General features: G+C 60.6%; 18 protein-coding genes. 9 read left to right on the top strand and 9 right to left on the bottom strand.

The genetic code is table 11. The features are described 5' to 3' along the window. Positions 1-127 precede the first annotated feature (127 nt). Positions 128-1,420: a mechanosensitive ion channel family protein gene (locus BMH52_RS11405; RefSeq protein ID WP_014719419.1), complete on the top strand. Its 1,293-nt coding sequence runs from the start codon at positions 128-130 to the stop codon at positions 1,418-1,420. A 16-nt stretch (positions 1,421-1,436) separates the two neighbouring features. On the opposite strand, the gene BMH52_RS11400 is transcribed toward BMH52_RS11405, so the two are convergent. Further along, positions 1,437-2,003 (bottom strand): TetR/AcrR family transcriptional regulator, encoded by a 567-nt coding sequence (locus tag BMH52_RS11400; protein WP_073843738.1) that lies wholly within the window; start codon positions 2,001-2,003, stop codon positions 1,437-1,439. A 125-nt stretch (positions 2,004-2,128) separates the two neighbouring features. Here BMH52_RS11400 and BMH52_RS11395 point away from each other — a divergent pair, with 125 nt between their 5' ends. After that, positions 2,129-2,917: an SDR family oxidoreductase gene (locus BMH52_RS11395; RefSeq protein WP_073843735.1), complete on the top strand. Its 789-nt coding sequence runs from the start codon at positions 2,129-2,131 to the stop codon at positions 2,915-2,917. Positions 2,918-2,979: 62 nt separating this feature from the next. Further along, positions 2,980-4,008, top strand: coding sequence for an NADP-dependent oxidoreductase (locus BMH52_RS11390; RefSeq protein ID WP_073843733.1), 1,029 nt, complete (start codon positions 2,980-2,982; stop codon positions 4,006-4,008). On the opposite strand, the gene BMH52_RS11385 is transcribed toward BMH52_RS11390, so the two are convergent. The 3 genes from BMH52_RS11385 to BMH52_RS11375 form a co-directional block, all read right to left on the bottom strand. Next, on the bottom strand, positions 3,965-4,834 hold the full coding sequence (locus tag BMH52_RS11385; RefSeq protein WP_014719423.1) for a carboxylate/amino acid/amine transporter: 870 nt from the start codon (positions 4,832-4,834) through the stop codon (positions 3,965-3,967). The two genes, BMH52_RS11390 and BMH52_RS11385, sit on opposite strands and share 44 nt — an antisense overlap. A gap of 202 nt (positions 4,835-5,036) precedes the next feature. Beyond that, positions 5,037-5,636 carry an FMN-dependent NADH-azoreductase gene (locus tag BMH52_RS11380; RefSeq protein WP_073843731.1) on the bottom strand — a complete coding sequence of 200 codons (600 nt, stop codon included), beginning with the start codon at positions 5,634-5,636 and terminating at the stop codon, positions 5,037-5,039. Positions 5,637-5,787: 151 nt separating this feature from the next. Next, on the bottom strand, positions 5,788-6,102 hold the full coding sequence (locus tag BMH52_RS11375; protein WP_014719425.1) for a 3-phosphoglycerate kinase: 315 nt from the start codon (positions 6,100-6,102) through the stop codon (positions 5,788-5,790). Positions 6,103-6,151: 49 nt separating this feature from the next. Between BMH52_RS11375 and BMH52_RS11370 the strand changes: the two genes are divergently transcribed. From BMH52_RS11370 to aqpZ, 5 genes are all read left to right on the top strand, one after another. After that, a complete protein-coding gene (locus BMH52_RS11370) occupies positions 6,152-7,075 on the top strand; it encodes a LysR family transcriptional regulator (RefSeq protein WP_014719426.1) in 924 nt (307 codons plus the stop codon). Between the two features lie 14 nt (positions 7,076-7,089). Beyond that, positions 7,090-7,893, top strand: coding sequence for an alpha/beta fold hydrolase (locus BMH52_RS11365; protein ID WP_019820467.1), 804 nt, complete (start codon positions 7,090-7,092; stop codon positions 7,891-7,893). 3 nt (positions 7,894-7,896) lie between these two features. Beyond that, entirely contained in the window at positions 7,897-8,460 is a 564-nt protein-coding gene (locus BMH52_RS11360; protein ID WP_073843729.1) for a peptidylprolyl isomerase, read from the top strand. Between the two features lie 83 nt (positions 8,461-8,543). Further along, positions 8,544-10,376, top strand: coding sequence for an ABC transporter ATP-binding protein (locus tag BMH52_RS11355; protein WP_019820468.1), 1,833 nt, complete (start codon positions 8,544-8,546; stop codon positions 10,374-10,376). A gap of 175 nt (positions 10,377-10,551) precedes the next feature. Further along, positions 10,552-11,253 carry an aquaporin Z gene (gene aqpZ / locus BMH52_RS11350; protein ID WP_019820470.1) on the top strand — a complete coding sequence of 234 codons (702 nt, stop codon included), beginning with the start codon at positions 10,552-10,554 and terminating at the stop codon, positions 11,251-11,253. 120 nt (positions 11,254-11,373) lie between these two features. Here the strand turns inward: aqpZ and BMH52_RS11345 are convergent, their stop codons facing one another. Beyond that, complete coding sequence (locus BMH52_RS11345; RefSeq protein WP_014719431.1) at positions 11,374-12,507, bottom strand: GNAT family N-acetyltransferase; 1,134 nt, start codon at positions 12,505-12,507, stop codon at positions 11,374-11,376. A 285-nt stretch (positions 12,508-12,792) separates the two neighbouring features. On the opposite strand from BMH52_RS11345, the gene BMH52_RS11340 reads away from it, so the two are divergent. Next, positions 12,793-14,115: a putative porin gene (locus BMH52_RS11340; protein ID WP_003193136.1), complete on the top strand. Its 1,323-nt coding sequence runs from the start codon at positions 12,793-12,795 to the stop codon at positions 14,113-14,115. A 104-nt stretch (positions 14,116-14,219) separates the two neighbouring features. Here BMH52_RS11340 and BMH52_RS11335 read toward each other — a convergent pair whose 3' ends face one another. From BMH52_RS11335 to hrpA, 4 genes are all read right to left on the bottom strand, one after another. Next, entirely contained in the window at positions 14,220-14,456 is a 237-nt protein-coding gene (locus BMH52_RS11335) for an anti-sigma factor (protein ID WP_014719432.1), read from the bottom strand. Next, positions 14,450-15,064 (bottom strand): RNA polymerase sigma factor, encoded by a 615-nt coding sequence (locus BMH52_RS11330; RefSeq protein WP_014719433.1) that lies wholly within the window; start codon positions 15,062-15,064, stop codon positions 14,450-14,452. The genes BMH52_RS11335 and BMH52_RS11330 overlap by 7 nt, the downstream gene beginning before the upstream one ends. 145 nt (positions 15,065-15,209) lie before the next feature. Beyond that, the gene (locus tag BMH52_RS11320; protein WP_003193141.1) at positions 15,210-16,331 is read right to left on the bottom strand and encodes a beta-ketoacyl-ACP synthase III; all 1,122 of its coding nucleotides are present in this window, start codon (positions 16,329-16,331) and stop codon (positions 15,210-15,212) included. 184 nt (positions 16,332-16,515) lie between these two features. Next, positions 16,516-20,427, bottom strand: a complete 3,912-nt coding sequence (gene hrpA / locus BMH52_RS11315) for an ATP-dependent RNA helicase HrpA (protein WP_073843727.1) — start codon at positions 20,425-20,427, stop codon at positions 16,516-16,518. Positions 20,428-20,545: the final 118 nt, after the last annotated feature.

Genomic DNA, 20,545 nt, shown 5'->3' with positions numbered 1-20,545 from the left:
GAGTTTCTTTACGCGAACGGGGCTAATCAGCTGCTTTTTTGTCAGCGATTTTGTCCAGAGCGTCAACTTTGTTGCACTTAAATGCTCTAATCGCCCCGTGTTGTCTTACAGAAGAATCGGTTCACGCATGGATATCAAACAGCTCTGGCTCAACGTCCAAGACCTTTGGGGCGCCCTAGATGAACACCCGGTCCTGCATTCCAGCCTCGGCTTGCTGGTGTTGCTGGTGGTGGCATTGGTGGTGGGACGGGTCGCCCGTTACCTCATCCTGCACGCGGTCAAATTGCTCGGCCGGCAGCCGGCCCTGCACTGGCTGAACGACCTGCGGCATAACAAAGTCTTCCATCGCCTGGCGCAAATGACGCCGTCGCTGGTGGTCCAGTTCGGTCTGTACCTGGTGCCGGACCTGAGCAAGACCGCCATCCTGTTCATCGGCAACGTCGCCCTGGCGATCAGCATTCTGTTCATGGTTTTGGCCATGAGTGCCCTGCTCAACGCGCTGCTGGATATCTACGCACGCACCGAACACGCACGCACCCGCTCGATCAAGGGCTATGTGCAATTGGCGAAAATGGTGCTGTTCGTGTTCGGCGCGATCATCATCGTCGCCACCCTGATCGACCGCTCGCCACTGTTGCTGCTCTCAGGCCTGGGTGCGATGTCGGCGGTGATTCTGTTGGTGTACAAGGACACCCTGCTGTCGTTCGTCGCCAGTGTGCAATTGACCAGCAACGACATGCTGCGCGTCGGTGACTGGATCGAAATGCCCCAGGTCGGGGCCGATGGCGATGTGGTGGATATCACGCTGCACACGGTGAAGGTGCAGAACTTCGACAAGACCATCGTCTCCATCCCCACCTGGCGCCTGATGTCCGAGTCGTTCAAGAACTGGCGTGGCATGCAGGCCTCCGGTGGGCGCCGTATCAAGCGCAGCCTGTACATCGACGCCAGCGGCGTACGCTTCCTGAACGATGAGGAAGAAGTGCGCATGACCCAGGTGCACTTGCTCAGCGGCTACATCAGCCGCAAACAGGCCGAACTCAAGGCCTGGAACGAGGCCCAGGGCCACAGCGCGCAACTGTCGGCCAACCGTCGGCGCATGACCAACCTCGGCACCTTCCGCGCCTACGCCCTGGCGTACCTGCAAAGCCACCCGGACATCCAGCCGAACATGACCTGCATGGTGCGCCAGATGCAAACCACCGCCCAGGGCGTGCCGCTGGAGATCTACTGCTTTACCCGCACCACGGCGTGGGGCGATTACGAGCGGATCCAAGGCGATATCTTCGATTATCTATTGGCAGTGTTGCCGGAGTTCGGGCTGAGCCTGTATCAACAGCCGAGCGGCAACGACCTGCGGGCCGGCGTGCTGCCTGCATTGGCCGGGGCCACTCAGGTACCCGTGGCCGAAACGGCATGAGGTGATGCACGCGGGATTACGGCAGTGATGCCGTAATCTCCTTGCGGCACACCCCAAGCACTTCATCGGCCAGGGCGGAATCATCCGGGCACGCCCGCGACAACATGATTGCGCCGATGGCATGGGCCATGCTGTCGAGCATTTTCGCCCGCACGTCTTCTTTTGGCCCGTCATGAGCCGCGTTGTACTTTGCCTCCAGGGCCTGCAGGGTATTTTCCAAACCCTCGGCAAAGGTCGCCTTCAGCGTGTCCGACTGACGGGCGGCATCGGCACACAACGCCGCCAATGTGCATCCGCCGCCGCGATGGTCGCGGTGCTGCCTGGACAGGTAAACCTCGAAAAACTGCTCCACCTCCCTCTCCGCGCTGTCGGCCAGTGACTGCGCCAGGCTGTTAGCGGCTGCTTCCGCCATCAAGTCCGCCTTGGAACCGAAGTGCTTGTAAAAGCCGCCTTGGGTAAAACCGGCCGCAGCCATCAACTCGGCCACGCCCACCCCATCGAAACCCCGCTCGCGAAACAACTCGGAAGCTGTCGCGACGATATGGGCCCGATTGCTCTGTGACTGCGCCTTGGTGATCTTCATGTCTGTGGTCCTGACAGCGTGCGAGATAGGCATATTACTATGATGTCGATCATAATCAAAACCGTTGACAGCTTTGATTATGATCGACATCATAAAACCTCCTCGCACTCACAGAGCATCACACCATGAGTACTTCCAACACCGTTCTGATCACTGGCGCTTCGACCGGCATTGGCGCCGCCTACGCCGAACGCTTTGCCGCACGCGGCCACGACCTCGTACTGGTCGCCCGTGACATCACGCGCCTGGAAGCGCTCGCTGCCCGACTGCGCGAACAGCATGCCGTCAGCATTGATATCCTCCCCGCCGACCTGACCCAGACCGCTGACCTGGCAGCAGTTGAAGCGCGCCTGCGCGAGGACGCCAACATTGGCACCCTGGTCAACAATGCCGGCGCCGCGCAGTCCGGCGGTTTTATCGAACAGTCCACCGACAGCGTCGCGCAGTTGGTCGCCCTCAACACCACTGCACTGGTGCGCCTGGCCAGTGCCATCGCCCCGCGCCTGGCGGCAGCGGGCAACGGCGCTATCATCAACATTAGCTCGGTAGTGGGCCTGGCCCCGGAATTCGGCATGACGGTATACGGCGCGACCAAGGCGTTCGTGCTGTTCCTGTCCCAGGGCATGAGCCTGGAGCTGGCGCCCAAAGGCGTGTACGTGCAAGCCGTGCTGCCCGCCGCCACGCGTACCGAGATCTGGGAGCGGGCGGGCATTGACATCAACACCCTCACGGACGTGATGGAAGTGGGCGATCTGGTGGACGCGGCGTTGGTGGGTTTTGATCGCCGCGAGCCGGTGACCATTCCGCCGTTGCAGGACGGCGCCCGTTGGGACGCGTTGCAGGCTGCGCGGCAAGGCTTGCTGGCACAGATCAAGCAGTCCCAGGTTGCCGAGCGTTACCTGGCCAACGCCTGAACAACCGGTAGCAGGCGTGCTGCGCGCCTGCCCCTTCTCACCGAAGCAACGAGCGTTGAACCATGAAGGCATTTTCCATCGAACGGTACGGCAAACAGCCCGGCCGCCTCACCGAGGCCCCCGCGCCTGTTGTGGGTGAGCATGACGTGCTGGTTCAGGTGCGGGCCAGCAGCGTCAATGTGCTGGATGCAAAAATCGCCAAGGGCGAATTCAAACTGATCCTGCCCTATGCGTTGCCGTTGACACTGGGCAATGACCTGGCCGGCGTGGTGCTCAGCGTCGGCGCGGCGGTACGACGCTTCAAGCCGGGGGACGAAGTCTACGCTCGCCCGCCCCAGCAACGTATCGGCACCTTCGCCGAGCGGATTGCCGTGCACGAAGACGCACTGGCGCGCAAACCCGACAACATCACCATGGAGCAAGCCGCGGCCCTGCCCCTGGTCGCGCTCACGGCGTGGCAGGTGCTGGTGGAAACCGCGAAGCTGAAGAAAGGCCAGAAAGTGTTCATTCATGCGGGCTCAGGCGGGGTGGGCAGTATCGCCATCCAGTTGGCCAAGCATTTGGGCGCTTTTGTCGCGACCACCACCAGCACCGCCAATGTGGAGTGGGTCAAAGCGTTGGGCGCAGATGTGGTGGTCGACTACAAACAGCAAGCCTTCGAGACCGTGCTGCGGGATTACGATGTGGTGCTGAACAGCCTGGGCCCAGATGCGCTGGCCAAGTCACTGAAGATTCTCAAGCCCGGCGGTCAGCTCATCTCCATCTCCGGCCCACCGACGCCCGCCTTCGCCCGCGCCCAGAACCTGCCCTGGTTATTGGGCCTGGTCATGGGTGTGTTGAGCAGCAGTATCCGCAGGAAAGCGCGCAAGCAAGGCGTGAGCTATGACTTTGTCTTCATGCGGGCCAGTGGCGCGCAACTGGATGAAATCACCACGCTGGTCGAGTCGGGGATTATCCGGCCGGTCATCGACCGAACCTTCCCTTTCGAATCCACAGCCGCGGCCCTGGACTACGTCGAACAAGGCCGTGCCAAAGGCAAAGTGGTGATCACGATGGCGACGGCACCGCCCGGCGCACACCCAGCCGGCTGATCCACACCGCCCCCAGAATCACCAGACCGCCCAGGGCCAGACGGCCCAGAGGTTCGTGCTGGTTCCAGATCAGCAGGTTCAGCAGCAACCCCACCGGCACATGCAGGTTGTTCATCACCGCCAGGGTGCCGCCATTGACCAGGCAGGCGCCCTTGTTCCACCAGTACATGCCCAGCGCGGTACTGACCACTCCGAGGAACACCAGCACGCCCCATTGCAGCGGCGCTTGCGGCAGGAAGTCAGCCTTGGCGAACAGCAGGAACGCCGGCAACACCACCATCAAGGCGCCCAGGTAGAAATAACCGAAACGCCGGAAGTGCGGCTGGTCACTGGGATAACGCGCCACCAGGTGCTTGTACATGACTTGCCCGGCGGCGTAGGTGAAATTGGCCAATTGCAGCAGCAAGAACCCCATCAGGAAATGCGGGGTGATCTGATCGAAACGAATCACCGCCGCACCGCCCACCGCCACCAGGGCCGCCACAAGCGCCCAGGGATTGAAGCGGCGATTAAGCGCGTCCTCGATCAGGGTCACATGCAGCGGCGTGAGGATGGTGAACAGCAGCACTTCCGGCACCGTCAGCACACGAAAGCTCAGGTACAGACATACGTAGGTCACGCCGAACTGCAATGCACCGATCACCAACATGCCGCGCATGAACGCGGGCTCCACCGAGCGCCAGCGCGTCAGCGGAATAAAGATCAGCCCGGCCAGCACCACGCGCACCAGCACCGCAAAGTAACTGTCGACGTGACCGGCGAGGTATTCGCCAATCAAGCTGAAGGAAAATGCCTGAATCAGGGTGACAACCAGTAGATAGCCCATGCGCGCCTCGTTTCGAATGGGCGCGACATTAAAGCTTTTTGGTTTTTGAAGAAACTCGGCGCAAAAAAAACCCGACCTCGCTAAAGCGGCAGTCGGGCGGGAGCACTCAGGAGCAAAAGTGCAAAGGGAGGTTCGATACGCGTACTTGAAGGGTTTGCGTGGGGCTATATAAGCAGCACGGGATTATCTGACGATTAACGCCTCAGGCCACCTGGGCCAGTTGCGCCTTGGCATGATTGAGGCCCTTCTCCTGGAAGTCGCCGCCCAGGTTGACGCCTTCGGCGTGAATGAAGGTAACGTCATGAATGCCGATAAATGCCATGACCTGGCGCAGGTACGGTTCCTGGTGATCCGAGGTGGCGCCAGTGTGGATACCACCGCGTGCGGTGAGCACGATAGCGCGCTTGCCGGTCAACAGACCCTGGGGCCCGGTGGTGGTGTATTTAAAGGTCACACCCGCCCGCAACACGTGATCCAGCCAGGCTTTAAGGGTGCTCGGAATGGCGAAGTTGTACATCGGCGCGGCCATCACCAACACGTCGGCGGCCAGCAGTTCGTCAGTTAACTCGTTGGAGCGGTCCAGGGACACCTGTTCGTCGTCGTTACGCTGCTCCGCCGGTTTCATCCAGCCGCCCAGCAGGTTGGCATCCAGATGGGGTACCGGATTGAGCGCTACGTCGCGCACGGTGATGCGGTCTGCCGGATGGGCGACTTGCCATTGGCTGATGAACTGTTGGGTGAGCTGGCGGGAAATGGAATCCTGCTGGCGCGCACTGCTTTCGATGATCAGAACATTGGACATGGCTTCGTAGGCTCCATCGGTAATTGCTGTAAGTCGATGGAGAGAAGGTTAACCGGGGCCTATTCGATAAAAAAGCGCAAAAAACTGCTACAACCCATCTAGAAATTTGTTTATAAGCGGAGTATTCCTGTGAGCACGCTCCGCTGTTGCTTTATTTTGGCGCGCAGTCCAGGGCAATACGCATCTTGATGATGGCGCGGTTGAACTTGACCGTGGTGTTAGTGCTTTTGCCAGCAGGCACGGTCACGGTACGACGGCGTGGCGATTCCGGGCCGTTGGTAAAGGTGACCTTGCACACCGCGTCCTGGGCGCCGTAGTTGTTCAGCTGGATCGAACTGATGTCGCCGTCCACATCGGAGGCGGTGTAGTCAATGCTCACGCCATCGATCTTTTTCGTCACGTCGATAGGATAGGCAAACGCGCTCATCGGCAGCAACGCCAGCAACACACAACACAATTTTCTCATTCGGCAGTCTCCAATAAGGACCGCCAGCTTAGGACAAGAGGAGCTCATCTTGAAAGCGCCCCGCGTTACCCTCGATCAATGGCGCACCTTGCAAGCCGTGGTCGACCATGGCGGCTTTGCCCAAGCCGCCGAAGCGCTGCATCGTTCGCAATCTTCAGTGAGCTACACCGTGGCGCGCATGCAGGACCAACTCGGCGTCCCCTTGCTGCGTATCGACGGGCGCAAGGCGGTGCTGACCGAGGCCGGTGAGGTGCTGCTGCGCCGATCCCGCCAACTGGTGAAAAACGCCAGCCAGCTGGAGGACCTCGCTCATCATATGGAACAGGGCTGGGAAGCCGAAGTGCGCTTGGTGGTGGACGCCGCCTACCCCAGCGCACGTCTCGTTCGCGCATTAACCGCCTTTATGCCGCAAAGCCGTGGCTGCCGGGTGCGCCTGCGCGAAGAAGTACTGTCCGGCGTCGAAGAGTTGCTGCTCGACGGCATGGCGGACCTGGCCATTTGCGGTTTTATCATCCCGGGCTACCTGGGCACGGAAATGAGCGATGTGGAGTTCGTCGCCGTGGCCCACCCCGATCACTCGCTGCATCGCCTCAACCGTGAGCTGAGTTTCCACGACCTGGAGAGCCAGATGCAGGTGGTGATCCGTGACTCCGGCCGCCAACAACCGCGCGACGTCGGCTGGCTCGGCGCCGAACAGCGCTGGACCGTCGGCAGCCTCGCTACCGCGGCCACCTTCGTCGCCAGCGGCCTGGGCTTTGCCTGGCTGCCCCGGCACATGATCGAGCGCGAACTCAAGGAGGGCGTGCTCAAGCAGCTTCCCCTGGAAAAAGGTGGCAGTCGCAACCCGACGTTTTACCTGTACTCCAACAAAGACAAACCCTTGGGGCCCGCCACGCAGATCCTCGTGGAATTGCTGCGCACCTTTGACACCGCTCCCCTGGACGCGCCCTTCGCCGCCCCCCAACAAGCCTGAAACGGAGTTCATCCATGGCCTGGTTCGACCATGAAGGCTGCAGCCTGCATTACGAAGAATATGGCCATGGCAACCCGCTGATCCTGATCCACGGCCTGGGCTCCAGCAGCCAGGATTGGGAACTGCAAGTACCGGTACTCGCCCGACACTATCACCTTATCGTGGTTGACGTGCGCGGCCATGGTCGCTCGGACAAACCCCGGGAGCGCTACAGCATCAAGGGGTTTACCTTCGACCTGATCGCGCTGATCGAACACCTCGACCTGCCAGCGGCCCACGTGGTGGGTTTATCCATGGGCGGCATGATCGCCTTCCAACTGGCGGTGGATGAACCCCGGCGGGTCAAGAGCCTGTGCATCGTCAACAGCACGCCTGAGGTCAAGGTGCGCAGTGCCGATGACTATTGGCAGTGGGCCAAACGCTGGACCCTGGCCCGTGTGCTCAGCCTGGGCACCATCGGCAAGGCCCTGGGCGATCGGCTGTTCCCCAAACCTGAGCAGGCCGACCTGCGCCGCAAGATGGCCGAGCGCTGGGCAAGAAACGACAAACGTGCTTATCTCGCCAGCTTCGACGCCATTGTGGGCTGGGGCGTGCAGGAACAACTGTCGAGAATTGCCTGTCCAACCCTCGTCATCAGCGCCGACCATGACTACACCCCCGTGGCGCAGAAAGAAATCTATGTAAAACTGCTGCCCGATGCGCGGCTGGTGGTCATCGAAGATTCCCGCCATGCCACGCCCTTGGATCAACCCGAGGTCTTTAACGCGACCTTGCTCGACTTTCTAAAGACCGTCGAAACCACTACCCAGGATCACTGACCCATGCTGAAAAAAATCGCCTTCTTTGCCGGTTCCGCCTTGTTTGCTGCCAACCTAATGGCAGCTGAGCCGGCCAAGGCGCCACATGTTTTGCTCGACACCACCAACGGCCAGATTGAAATCGAACTGGACCCGGTCAAGGCGCCGATCAGCACCAAGAACTTCCTGGCCTATGTCGACAAGGGCTTCTACACCAATACGATCTTTCACCGCGTGATCCCGGGCTTCATGGTCCAGGGCGGCGGGTTCACCCAGCAAATGTCACAAAAGCCGACCGAAGCACCGATCAAGAACGAAGCCAGCAATGGCCTGCATAACGTGCGTGGCACCTTGTCCATGGCTCGCACCAATGACCCGAACTCGGCCACCAGCCAATTCTTCATCAACGTGGCAGACAATGCCTTCCTCGACCCGGGCCGCGATGCCGGTTATGCCGTGTTCGCCAAAGTGGTCAAGGGCATGGACGTGGTCGACATCATCGTCAACTCCCAGACCACCACCAAGCAAGGCATGCAGAACATGCCTATCGATCCTGTGATCATCAAGTCGGCCAAGCGCATCGACTGAGGTCCGCAGGCAGCTTTGCACGGTGCCCGCATGGCACCGTGCACCTTTTGAAAGGAGAGCCCGCCAGGCGGGCGTCAAACCTAATGCTCTATCGTCGTTTTGAACAACTGATCGATATTTTCCGCGACGCCCCCAGCGCGGCCCCTCCCGAAAAAGTCCTGCCGTTCTATCTCTATTACCTGCGCCAGGTGTGGCCGTGCTTCGCCGCGCTGCTGGTGGTGGGGCTGGTCGGCGCCCTGATCGAAGTCGCGTTGTTCAGCTACCTGAGCCGCATCATCGATCTGGCCCAGGGCACGCCACCGGCGAATTTCTTCCAGACCCACAGCGCCGAGCTGATCTGGATGGCCGTGGTGGCCCTGTTGTTGCGCCCGCTCTTCAACGGCCTGCATGACTTGCTGGTGCACCAGACCATCAACCCCGGCATGACCAGCCTGATTCGCTGGCAGAACCACAGCTACGTGCTCAAGCAGAGCCTGAATTTCTTCCAGAACGACTTTGCCGGGCGCATCGCCCAGCGGATCATGCAAACCGGCAACTCCTTGCGTGACTCGGCGGTGGCGACCGCAGAAGCTATCTGGCACGTGTCGATCTACGCCATCAGTGCCCTGGTGTTGTTTGCCGAGGCCGACTGGCGGCTGATGATTCCGCTGATCACCTGGATCGTTTGCTACAGCCTGGCCCTGCGTTACTTCGTGCCTCGCGTGAAAGAACGCTCGGTGGTCTCCTCGGAGGCGCGCTCCAAGTTGATGGGCCGAATTGTTGACGGCTATACCAATATCACCACCTTGAAGCTGTTCGCCCATACCCAGAATGAACAGGAATACGCCAAGCAAGCGATCATCGAGCAGACCGAAAAAACCCAACTGGCCGCCCGCGTGCTCACCAGCATGGACACCGTAATCTGTATTCTGAACGGCCTGCTGATCGTCACCACCACCGGCCTGGCCCTGTGGCTGTGGACACAGTCGCTGATTTCCGTGGGCGCGATTGCCCTGGCCACAGGCCTGGTGATCCGCATCGTCAACATGTCCGGCTGGATCATGTGGGTGGTCAACGGCATCTTCGAAAACATCGGTATCGTGCAGGACGGTCTGAAGACCATCGCCCAGCCACTGGCCGTGGTCGATCGTGAAAACGCTCCCCGCCTGACGGTGCCCCACGGCCAGGTACGCTTCGAGCAGGTGGACTTCCACTACGGCAAGAAGAGCGGAATCATTGGCGGCCTCAACCTTGAGATCAAGGCCGGGGAAAAAATCGGCTTGATCGGCCCGTCCGGCGCGGGCAAGTCGACGCTGGTCAACCTGCTGCTGCGCCTGTACGACCTGCAGGGCGGGCGCATCCTCATCGACGGCCAGGACATTGCCGAGGTCGCCCAGGAAAGCCTGCGCGCGCAAATCGGCATGATTACCCAAGACACCTCGTTGCTGCACCGCTCGATCCGCGACAACCTGCTGTATGGCAAGCCCGACGCGACTGACGAGGAACTCTGGGCGGCGGTGCACAAGGCCCGCGCCGATGAGTTCATCCCACTGCTGTCGGATTCCGAGGGCCGCACCGGGCTGGATGCCCATGTGGGTGAGCGCGGCGTGAAACTCTCCGGCGGGCAACGCCAGCGTATCGCTATCGCACGCGTGCTGCTCAAGGACGCGCCGATCCTGATCATGGACGAAGCCACCTCTGCGCTGGACTCGGAAGTGGAAGCGGCGATCCAGGAGAGCCTGGAAACCCTGATGCAGGGCAAGACGGTGATTGCGATTGCACACCGGTTGTCGACCATCGCACGAATGGACCGCCTGGTGGTGCTGGAAAAAGGCCAGATCGCCGAGAGCGGCAGCCATTCCGAGTTGCTGGCATACGGCGGGCTTTATTCGCGGTTATGGCAGCATCAGACCGGGGGTTTTGTCGGCATAGACTGATTTCGCTGGGTAAAGCCCCGCTCAATTCCGAACAATTCTGACAGCTTTCTCTATCTGGCTGGTCTTGCGACACAATCCTGCTGTACTGCAATCAGGCCCCAGGAGGGCCCTGATTTAAGGCGGCAGGGAAGCCACACAGACCGTTAATCAGATAGAGCAATCTAAGGAAGTGTTCATGTCACTGTTCAAACGTTCCGTAACGGAAGGACTGGGTACGTTTTGGCTGGTGTTGGGTGGCTGCGGGAGTGCGGTGTTGGCCGCAGCGTTCCCCAACGTCGGCATCGGCCTGCTCGGGGTGTCCCTGGCTTTTGGGCTCACGGTGCTGACCATGGCATTTGCCATCGGGCATATCAGCGGCTGTCACCTTAACCCGGCCGTCTCGGTGGGGTTGGTGGTCGGCGGCAGATTCCCGGCCAGGGAGTTGCCGGCCTACATCGTGTCGCAAGTGATCGGTGGCGCCATCGCCGCCGCACTGCTGTACTTCATCGCCAGCGGCAAACCCGGGTTCGAACTGGCCTCCGGGCTGGCAAGCAATGGTTATGGCGAGCATTCACCCGGAGGTTATTCAATGGCGGCAGGCTTTGTCTGTGAGCTGGTGATGACGGCGATGTTCGTGCTGATCATCCTTGGCGCCACCGACCGTCGAGCCCCGGCAGGCTTCGCGCCCATCGCCATTGGCCTGGGGCTGACGCTGATCCACCTGATCTCCATCCCGGTGACCAACACCTCGGTCAACCCGGCCCGCAGCACAGGGCCTGCGTTGATTGTCGGCGGCTGGGCGCTGCAGCAACTGTGGCTGTTCTGGCTCGCGCCGATCCTCGGCGCGGTGATCGGCGGCATTACGTACCGATGGTTGGGTGCAGAAAAAACAGCTTGACCCAATCCCTGTAGGAGCGAGCTTGCTCGCGAAAAACGCCAACGATGACGCGGTGCTTATAGCTGTAATCCCGCGTCGTCTGCACGTTCTTCGCGAGCAAGCTCGCTCCTACAAGGTGTTTTACGTTCCGTCAGAGTGCCGATAAGGCAGGGCCGCCCTCGCCTCTTCGGCATACGCCAGAACCCCCACCCGCTCTCGCTCAAGAAAATCCTCCACGGCACTCTTCAACCCCGGGTGGCGCAAGTAGTGCCATGACCGCGTAATCACAGGCTCAAACCCGCGAATCAATTTGTGCTCCCCCTGGGCACCCGCATCGAAGCGTTGCAGGCCGTGGGCGATGGCGTAGTCCATGCCTTGGTAGAAACAGGTCTCGAAATGCAGGCGGTCGAATTCCGCCAGGCAGCCCCAGTAGCGGCCATAGAAGCTGTCGCCGCCAAGCAGGCTGAAGGCCATGGCCACCGGGCGCGTGCCTTGTTTGGCCAAGACTACGCGGATGGCTGCGGGCATGCGCTCAGCCAGCAGGCTGAAAAATGCGCGGGTCAGGTAGGGCGATTGCCGGCGCACCGCGTAGGTGTTGGCGTAGCAGGCATAGACAAAATCCCACTGGGCTTCGCTCAGCTCATGGCCTTGCAACCACTCGAACTCGATACCCTGCCCTGCCACTTGTTCACGTTCTTTGCGCATCTGTTTGCGCTTGCGTGAACTCAGGGCGTCGAGGAAATCCTGGAAGTCGCGGTAGCCTCGGTTTTGCCAATGAAACTGGCAACCCAAGCGCTGCAACCAGCCGGGGTGTTGGGCCATGGCTTGATCGGCGAGGGCATCGGTAAAGTTGATATGGGCGCTCGACAGGCCTTCGATCTGCAGATAACCCGGCAGGCTATTGAGCAACTCAAAAGCGTCGGCGGCACTGGCAGCCAATACCCGCGGCCCACCGACCGGGCTGAACGGCACGGCCGTCAGCAACTTGGGGTAATAGTCGATGCCGGCGCGCTCGCAGGCGTCGGCCCAACCATGATCGAACACGTACTCGCCATAAGAATGCCATTTGCGATAACCCGGCAATGCCGCCATCAACCGGTCGCCTTCCCAGTGCAGCAAGTGCTCCGTCTGCCAGCCCGAATGCGGGCCGATGCTGGCGCTGTCTTCCAGCGCACTCAGAAACCCATGCTGCATAAACGGCTGAGCCTGTGGCATCAGGGCATCCCACGTGTGCGCAGCGATATCGGACAAGCTGTCCAGGCGTTGCAGCGGCATCGGCATCCTCATTGTTTCTTGGCATGAAAACCTGGCGAGTATCGCCGATCACAGCCGCGCGCACATCCTCAAAACACGCGGACAGACGTCAAAACCCTTAGTTCCGTAGCGTAACGATTTGTCATCTAGATGAAATCACTTAGCCACTACTCCGTCATAAACGGTCGCGATACTGACGCCAGTTTTTAGAGCGTCCGGGTCTACCGGGCGACATTTTTTCCGTCCGTCATGGGTCGGTTGTGTCCTGGAGGGTGTTGCCCTCCCTCCTCACTTTCGGAGATTGATATGCGTCTTGCTTCCACTAAAACTGCGGCGGTCCTGTGTGGCGGCCTGTTGCTGGCACTGAGCGTTCCGGCCAGCGCTGCAGTCGACGCTAAATTGCTCGACATGCTCAAGGCCAACGGCCAGATCACCGCGGCGCAGTACACCGAACTGCAAATGGAACTGGCCAGGGATCAGAAAGAGCAGCAGATCGCACGCCAGGCTCAACAAGAGACCAACGAGCAGATCGCGGCCACCGCGAAAAAAACCAACGAGCTGAGCAGCTTCGACCAGAAATTGGCTTGGGCAGCCAAGACCCAGTTCAAGGGTGACGTGCGCTTCCGCCAGGAAACCATAAAGATCGACGGCGAACCCAACAACGGTGGGCGTGACAAGGACCGTCAACGCATTCGTGCCCGCCTGGGTGCCTACACCGAAATCAACCCGCAGGTGGACACCGGTATCCGTATCGCCACCGGCGGCGGCGATGATGCACGCTCCACCAACCAGGACCAGGATGGCTACTTCGATAAGAAGTCGATCTGGCTGGACCTCGGCTACATCGACTACCACCCGGACCAGATCAAGAACCTGCACGTGATCGGCGGCAAGATGCTGCAGCCGTGGGTGAACATGGGCGATGTGATCTGGGATAGCGACATCAACCCTGAAGGCCTGGCCGTCACCTACAAATACCCACTGGGTAGCAGCGCGGAGCTGTTCGGTAGCCTGGGTAACTACAACCTCAAGGACAACGTCGACGGTGACGGCGTGCAATTTCGCCATGACCTGCGCCTGACGTCCGGCCAGTTGGGTACGCGTTTCTCGGTCACCGACAACCTGAAAATGACCTTGGGCGGCAGCATCTACGCCTACAAGAACGACGAAGACAGCCGCTGCACAACCACCACCACGCCTTGCGCATTGGCGGTCAACGGCAACTCGGCCAACAACGAATTCCGCCTGTACGAAGGCTTTGCACAAGCAGACATCGGTGGCCTGGCTGTGCCGCTGTCGTTCTACGGCCAGTACGTAAAAAACAACGATGCGGTGACCGACCAGGACACCGCCTGGTTGCTGGGTGCCAAGTCCAAGGTGTTCGGTTTGAACCTGGACTACAACTACCGCGACGTTCAACGTAATGCCGTCGTCGGCGCCTTCACCGATTCGGACTTCGCCAACGGCACCACCGGCTCGCGCGGTCACAAGATGAAAGTCAGCTACGACATCGACAAGAACTTCGCCATCGGCGCCACCTACTTCCTGACCAAGGCTGACTTTGCCAGCCGGACCCAGCGCGATGCCGACACCAACACCTTGCAGTTGGATGCTGAAGCCAAGTTCTAACGCTTAACATGTAGGAGCGAGCTTGCTCGCGAAGAACCCACAGGCAACGCGGTTCTCCAGGATACCCGCGTTATCGTTGACGTTCTTCGCGAGCAAGCTCGCTCCTACATGATGTCTTTACGCCGCTCGGCCGCCAGTTGTTCAGCCAGCGCATCCACACCCTCCACCGGCTCCTGCGGCATACGCTTGAGCGTTGCCTGCATCAGGCGCATCTGACGGATAAAGCGCCGGCAGTTCGGGCAGAACATCAAGTGATGACGCACCAGCAGACGCTCCCGAAAGGTCAATTGCCCATCGAGGTAGTCACTGGAACGCGCTACTTGTTCTTTACAGGTCAACATTCACCCGTTTCCTCAAAATGCTCCACCGTGGCGAAGACTTTAAGCCGCGCTCGATGCAACAGCACACGGACGTTGGAGAGTGAAAGGGTCAGAAGATTACAGATTTCTTCCAATTCCAGGCCCTGGCGTTCACGCAGTACCAGCACACTGCTTTGCAATTCGGACAAACTCAGAATCGTATGCTCCAGGCACTTGCGCAATTCATCTTCGGTCAGCAGCGCTTCCGGGGTGTCCTGGTGCCAAGCGTAAGGGGCGACAGCCCAATGGCCATCATCCGGGCTGAAGCGGTCATCGCCGATAGTGCCGTGAGGCGAGGGTAAATCGTCGAGAAGGACTTCCCGACGATTTTGTTTGTAACGGCTCTTTGCGGAATTGGCAGTGATCGTCAATAACCATGTCTTGAGGCTAGATCGCCCTTCGAACTTGGCCAGGTTGCGCACCACCGAGAGCCAGGCATCTTGCACCACCTCATCGGCATGGCGCTGGCCGACGATGGCATACGCCACTGCCCGCATCGCACTCTGGTACGTGTTGACCAAATCCTTATAAGCCCGCTGCTCACCCTTGAGCAGGCGTTCAAGCAGGTGCGCATCGTCCGCTGCGGCCATCGTTTACCTCAATCTTGCCGTGGAAATACGCTCAATGTGGGAGCTGGCTTGCCTGCGATCCAGACAACTCGGTGATTCAGGCACACCGAGCCGATGCCTTCGCAGGCAAGCCAGCTCCCACAGTTGACCGCGTCCGGCCACATACTCAGCGTTTGCGCAGAATCACACTGCCAATCGAATACCCGGCGCCAAAGGAGCTGAGTACGGCAACCGCGCCCTTGGGCAGGTCATCCTGATAAGTGTGGAACGCAATCACCGAGCCGGCCGAGCTGGTATTGGCGTAAGTATCGAGGATCACCGGTGCTTCTTCTACTGACGCGTCGCGCCCCAGCAGTTTCTTCACGATCAGATGGTTCATGCTCAGGTTGGCCTGGTGCAGCCAGAAACGCTTCACATCAGTGACACTCAGCTGGTTTTCTGCCAGGTGCTCGCCGATCAATTCGGCCACCATCGGGCAGACATCACGGAACACCTTGCGGCCTTCCTGCACGAACAGCTTGTCGGGGGCGCCGATGCCCTCTTCAGCCGTGCGATTGAGGAAGCCAAAGTTGTTGCGGATGTTGTTGGAGAACTTGGTCAGCAGCTTGGTACTCACCACGTCGAACTGATGTTCGGACGTCGCCAGGTCAGCACGCTCCAGGATCACCGCCGTGGCAGCATCACCGAAGATGAAGTGGCTGTCACGGTCACGAAAGTTCAGGTGGCCGGTGCAGACTTCCGGGTTGACCATCAGGATCGCCCGGGCCTGGCCCAACTGGATGCTGTTGGCCGCGTTCTGGATGCCGAAGGTGGCCGAGGAACACGCCACGTTCATGTCGAAACCGAAACCCTGGATACCCAAGGCTTCCTGGACTTCAATGGCGATCGCCGGGTAGGCGCGTTGCAGGTTGGAGCAGGCGACAATCACGCCGTCGATGTCGGCGGCGGTCTTGCCGGCGCGCTGCAGGGCTTGTTCGGCGGCACCGATGGCCATCTGGCAAAGCACCGACCATTCATCGTTGCTGCGCTCGGGCAGGCGCGGAGCCATGCGCTGTGGATCGAGGATGCCGTCCTTGTCCATCACAAAACGGCTCTTGATGCCGGATGCCTTTTCGATGAATGCCGCGCTCGACTCGGTCAGCGCCTGCACATCGCCACGTTCGATAGCGGCGGCGTTGTCGGCGTTGAACTGTTGTACGTAGGCATTGAAAGACTGCACCAGCTCTTCGTTGGAAATGCTGTTGGCCGGGGTGTACAGGCCAGTGCCGCTGATGACGACGTTATGCACGGTCGTTCCTCTAAATCTGTCAGGCAGAAGATATTGGTACCGTCGTACCAAAATTAAAGTCGTTTGATGTCATCCAGCGGGCATCAAACTGGCAATGCTTTTATTCAATCTTGTGACCGCGAAGTTTGCCACAACACCGGGGATTTGGCGCTATAGGCCAAACAAACACCTTGCGGCAAGGGCTTCAGGGCTCTACCTGGCTCCACTGCTTGCTCAGGCGTTTATCGGAAATCGGCACTTTGGTACCCAACTGCTGGGCAAACAGCGACACCCGGTACTCCTCCAGCCACCAGCGGTACAGCTCCAACTGCGGGTCGCGCTTGCCTTCCTGGGTATGTTTGTTCACGCGGTTCTGGTACTGCGCCCACAGGCCGCCCAATTCGCTGCTCCACACGCGGTCCTTTTGCACCTGGCTCGGCAGTTTTTCCAGACGCAGTTCGATAGCCTTGAGGAAACGCGGCAGTTCCTTGAACCACTGGGCCGGGGTTTCCCGCACAAAACCTGGATACACCAGGTTGCTCAGTTGCTGCTTGATATCGTTCAAGGCCACGGCCTGGGCCAGGTCGATCTTGCCCTTGAAACGTTTTTGCAGGCCGTGCCAAAGTTTCAGCACTTCCAGGGTCAGGCGCGCGAGGCGTTCGGCGTGCTCAGCCCAACTGCCGCGCTTGCGTTCAGCCAAGGCCGCCAGGCCCGCGCCATCGCGTGGCAGGCTGGCTTCGCCTTCAAGTACACAGGTATCGAGGCTGGCCAGCAGGATGTCTTCCACCAGCGCGTCGATTCGCCCCAGTTCACGGTACATCAAGCCCAGTTCGGTCAGGCCCGGCAATTTGCCGCGCAGGAATTTCGCCGGCTCCGCCAATTGCTGCATCAGCAGGCGCTGCAAGGCGCGACGGTGCTGGAACTCGGCTTCGGCAGCGGTGGAGAAGCGCCCCTCCTTGACCGTGCCGTTCTCTTCCACCAGTGCCGGATACACCGTCATCGACAGGCCGGCGATGTTCTGCTGGGTCTTTTGCGCCACCGCCGCAAACACCTTGGCCTCTACCGGCTGCTGGCTTTTCGCGGTTTGCGGCACGGCCAAGGCCGCCTGGCTGGCTTCGGCGAACCGTGCGGTGAGCTCGGCCAAGTCACGGCCTTCGCCGAGGAACTTGCCCTGGCCGTCGACCACTTCCAGGTTCATCTTCAGGTGGTTTTCCACCTGTTGCGCCGCCTCGGCCCACGCCTCATCGCTGACCCGCGCACCGGTCATGCGCAGCAATTCACGCCCCAGCGCCTGGGGCAGAGAGCCCTGGCCGAATTCGATACGTTGCAGCGCAGCCTTGACGAAGTCCGGCACCGGCACGAAGTTTTTGCGCAGCGCCTTGGGCAAGTTGCGCACCAGAGCGATGCACTTGGCTTCGATCAACCCCGGCACCAGCCACTCCAGGCGCTCGGCTGGCAACGCCGGCAACAACGGCGCCGGCACCCGCAGGGTCACGCCGTCACGGGGGTGGTTGGGTTCGAAGTGGTAACTCAAGGCCAGGGCCAGGTCGCCCAGGTGCAAGGTGTCCGGGTAATGCGCGGCGGTGACTTCACTGGCCTCGCGGGCCAGTACGTCTTCTTCACGCATGATCAGCAGTTGCGGGTCTTTCTGGCTGTTGACCTTGTACCAACTGTCAAAGGTGGCGGTCTGGTGAATCTCTGCGGGCAGGCGCGCATCGTAGAAGGCGTACAGGGTTTCTTCGTCGGCCAGGATGTCGCGACGGCGGGCCTTGGCTTCCAGCTCGTCGAGTTGCTCCAGCAGTTTCTGGTTGGCCGTCAGGCACTTGGCCCGGGACTGAATCTCGCCGCGCACCAGGCCTTCACGGATAAACAACTCACGGGACACCACCGGGTCAATCGGCCCGTAATGCACCGGCCGACGCCCTACCACGATCAGCCCGAACAGGGTGATCTGCTCAAAGGCCACCACCTGGCCGCGCTTCTTCTCCCAATGGGGTTCGAAGTGGTTTTTCTTGATCAGATGCCCCGCCAGCGGCTCGATCCAGTCGGCATCGATCTTCGCCACCATGCGTGCATAGAGCTTGGTGGTTTCCACCAGTTCGGCGGTCATCAGCCATTGCGGGCGCTTCTTGCCGATGCCCGACGACGGGTGAATCCAGAAGCGACGCTGGCGCGCCCCGAGGTAATCGCCGTCTTCGGTCTTCTGGCCGATCTGGCTGAGCAGGCCGGACAGTACCGCTTTATGCAGCTTCGGATAGTCGGCGGGCTCTTTGTTGAGGCTCAGCTGCATGTCGCGGCAGATCAGGCTCAATTGACGATGGGAGTCGCGCCACTCGCGCAGGCGCAAGTAATTGAGGAAGTTTTTGCGGCACCAGTTGCGCAACGGGCTGGCGGTCAGTTCCTGGCGCTGCTCCTCGAAACCGCGCCACAGGTTGACCAACCCGGCGAAGTCCGAATCCGGGTCTTTCCACTGTGCGTGGGCTTGGTCGGCCGCTTGTTGACGCTCTGGTGGGCGCTCGCGCGGGTCCTGGATCGACATGGCGCTGGCGACGATCAACACTTCCTGCAAACTGCCGAGCTTGGCCGCTTCCAGCAACATGCGGCCCATGCGCGGGTCCACCGGCAAGCGGGCAAGCTGGCGGCCCAACGGCGTGAGCTGGCTGTTGCGGTCGACCGCCGAGAGTTCTTGCAGCAGGTTGAAACCGTCGCTGATGGCCTTGCCATCCGGCGGTTCGATAAACGGGAAATCGGTGATCTCGCCCAGGCGCAGGTGCAGCATCTGCAGGATCACGGCAGCGAGGTTGGTGCGCAGGATCTCCGGGTCGGTAAATTCCGGGCGCCCGATAAAATCTTCTTCGCTGTACAAGCGCACGCAAATACCCGGTTCAACCCGGCCGCAACGGCCTTTACGCTGGTTGGCGCTGGCCTGGGAAATCGCCTCGATGGGCAGGCGCTGCACCTTGGCGCGGTAGCTGTAGCGGCTGATGCGTGCCGTGCCGCTGTCGATCACATAGCGAATGCCCGGCACCGTCAGCGAGGTTTCCGCAACGTTGGTCGCCAGTACCACGCGCCGGCCTGGGTGGGACTGGAAAATGCGCTGTTGCTCGGCCGGTGATAGCCGTGCGTACAACGGCAAAATCTCGGTGTGCTTGAGCTGGGCCTTGCGCAGCATGTCGGCCGCATCACGAATCTCGCGCTCGCCGGGCAGAAACACCAGCACATCGCCGGGGCTGCGTCGCTCGCTGCGCTCATAGGCGGCGATTTCATCGAGGGTGGCGAGGATCGCCTGGTCGACGGTCAGGTCGTCCTCGACGCGGTTGCCCTCCTCGTCCTGTTCCAGGGTGAGGGGGCGATACCAGGTGTCCACCGGGAAGGTACGGCCCGACACCTCGACTATTGGCGCATCGTCGAAGTGCTTGGAAAAGCGCTCCAGGTCGATGGTCGCCGAGGTGATGATAACCTTCAGGTCGGGGCGGCGCGGCAACAGGGTCTTGAGGTAGCCGAGCAGGAAGTCGATGTTCAGGCTGCGTTCGTGGGCTTCGTCGACGATGATCGTGTCGTAGCGCTCGAGGTAGCGGTCGTTCTGGGTTTCGGCCAGCAGGATGCCGTCGGTCATCAGCTTGATCAGGGTGTTGGAGTCACTCTGGTCTTCGAAGCGCACTTGGTAACCGACCAGCGCACCCAATGGCGTGGCCAGCTCTTCAGCGACACGGCTGGCGACACTGCGCGCTGCGATCCGGCGTGGCTGGGTGTGGCCGATCAGACCGTACTGGCCGCGACCGATTTCCAGGCAGATTTTCGGCAACTGCGTGGTTTTACCCGAGCCGGTCTCGCCAGCAATGATCAGCACCTGGTGCTTGTTCAGCGCGTCTTTGATCTCATCGCGCTTGGCAGCAATCGGCAGGCTGTCGTCGTAGCGAATCACCGGCAGGCTGGCGCGCCGCGCCGTGACCTGGGCGCACGATGCCTGCATGCGCGCCACCCACTGCGCCAGCTTGTCCTCATCGGGCTTCTTGCGCAGCTCAAGCAACTGCCGGCGCAAACGGTGGCGGTCGGCGAGCATGGCGTGATCGAGGGCTTTGAGCAGTTGGTCGAGGGTGGGTGCTTGGTCTGTCATCAGCTATTTCGACGGTCATCTATTTATGCACGGCCGGCAAGTGTGGCAGAAAAGCAGCCATCTGGCAGGCAGTTGAGCTTCAACGGGTGTAAACCGAACCAAAATGTGGGAGCGGGCT

The organism is Pseudomonas sp. BTN1 (assembly GCF_001907715.1).
Taxonomy (GTDB): domain Bacteria; phylum Pseudomonadota; class Gammaproteobacteria; order Pseudomonadales; family Pseudomonadaceae; genus Aquipseudomonas; species Aquipseudomonas paracarnis.
Note: the sequence above shows the minus strand (reverse complement) of the source record. Positions and strands in the feature narration are given on the sequence as shown.

Bases quoted from the DNA above. Each gene is read 5' to 3' on its own strand.
- BMH52_RS11405 (WP_014719419.1), top strand. From the start codon at position 128: ATGGATATCAAACAGCTCTGGCTCAACGTCCAAGACCTTTGGGGCGCC.
- BMH52_RS11400 (WP_073843738.1), bottom strand. From the start codon at position 2,003: ATGAAGATCACCAAGGCGCAGTCACAGAGCAATCGGGCCCATATCGTC.
- BMH52_RS11395 (WP_073843735.1), top strand. From the start codon at position 2,129: ATGAGTACTTCCAACACCGTTCTGATCACTGGCGCTTCGACCGGCATT.
- BMH52_RS11390 (WP_073843733.1), top strand. From the start codon at position 2,980: ATGAAGGCATTTTCCATCGAACGGTACGGCAAACAGCCCGGCCGCCTC.
- BMH52_RS11385 (WP_014719423.1), bottom strand. From the start codon at position 4,834: ATGGGCTATCTACTGGTTGTCACCCTGATTCAGGCATTTTCCTTCAGC.
- BMH52_RS11380 (WP_073843731.1), bottom strand. From the start codon at position 5,636: ATGTCCAATGTTCTGATCATCGAAAGCAGTGCGCGCCAGCAGGATTCC.
- BMH52_RS11375 (WP_014719425.1), bottom strand. From the start codon at position 6,102: ATGAGAAAATTGTGTTGTGTGTTGCTGGCGTTGCTGCCGATGAGCGCG.
- BMH52_RS11365 (WP_019820467.1), top strand. From the start codon at position 7,090: ATGGCCTGGTTCGACCATGAAGGCTGCAGCCTGCATTACGAAGAATAT.
- BMH52_RS11360 (WP_073843729.1), top strand. From the start codon at position 7,897: ATGCTGAAAAAAATCGCCTTCTTTGCCGGTTCCGCCTTGTTTGCTGCC.
- BMH52_RS11355 (WP_019820468.1), top strand. From the start codon at position 8,544: ATGCTCTATCGTCGTTTTGAACAACTGATCGATATTTTCCGCGACGCC.
- aqpZ (WP_019820470.1), top strand. From the start codon at position 10,552: ATGTCACTGTTCAAACGTTCCGTAACGGAAGGACTGGGTACGTTTTGG.
- BMH52_RS11345 (WP_014719431.1), bottom strand. From the start codon at position 12,507: ATGCCGCTGCAACGCCTGGACAGCTTGTCCGATATCGCTGCGCACACG.
- BMH52_RS11340 (WP_003193136.1), top strand. From the start codon at position 12,793: ATGCGTCTTGCTTCCACTAAAACTGCGGCGGTCCTGTGTGGCGGCCTG.
- BMH52_RS11335 (WP_014719432.1), bottom strand. From the start codon at position 14,456: ATGTTGACCTGTAAAGAACAAGTAGCGCGTTCCAGTGACTACCTCGAT.
- BMH52_RS11330 (WP_014719433.1), bottom strand. From the start codon at position 15,064: ATGGCCGCAGCGGACGATGCGCACCTGCTTGAACGCCTGCTCAAGGGT.
- hrpA (WP_073843727.1), bottom strand. From the start codon at position 20,427: ATGACAGACCAAGCACCCACCCTCGACCAACTGCTCAAAGCCCTCGAT.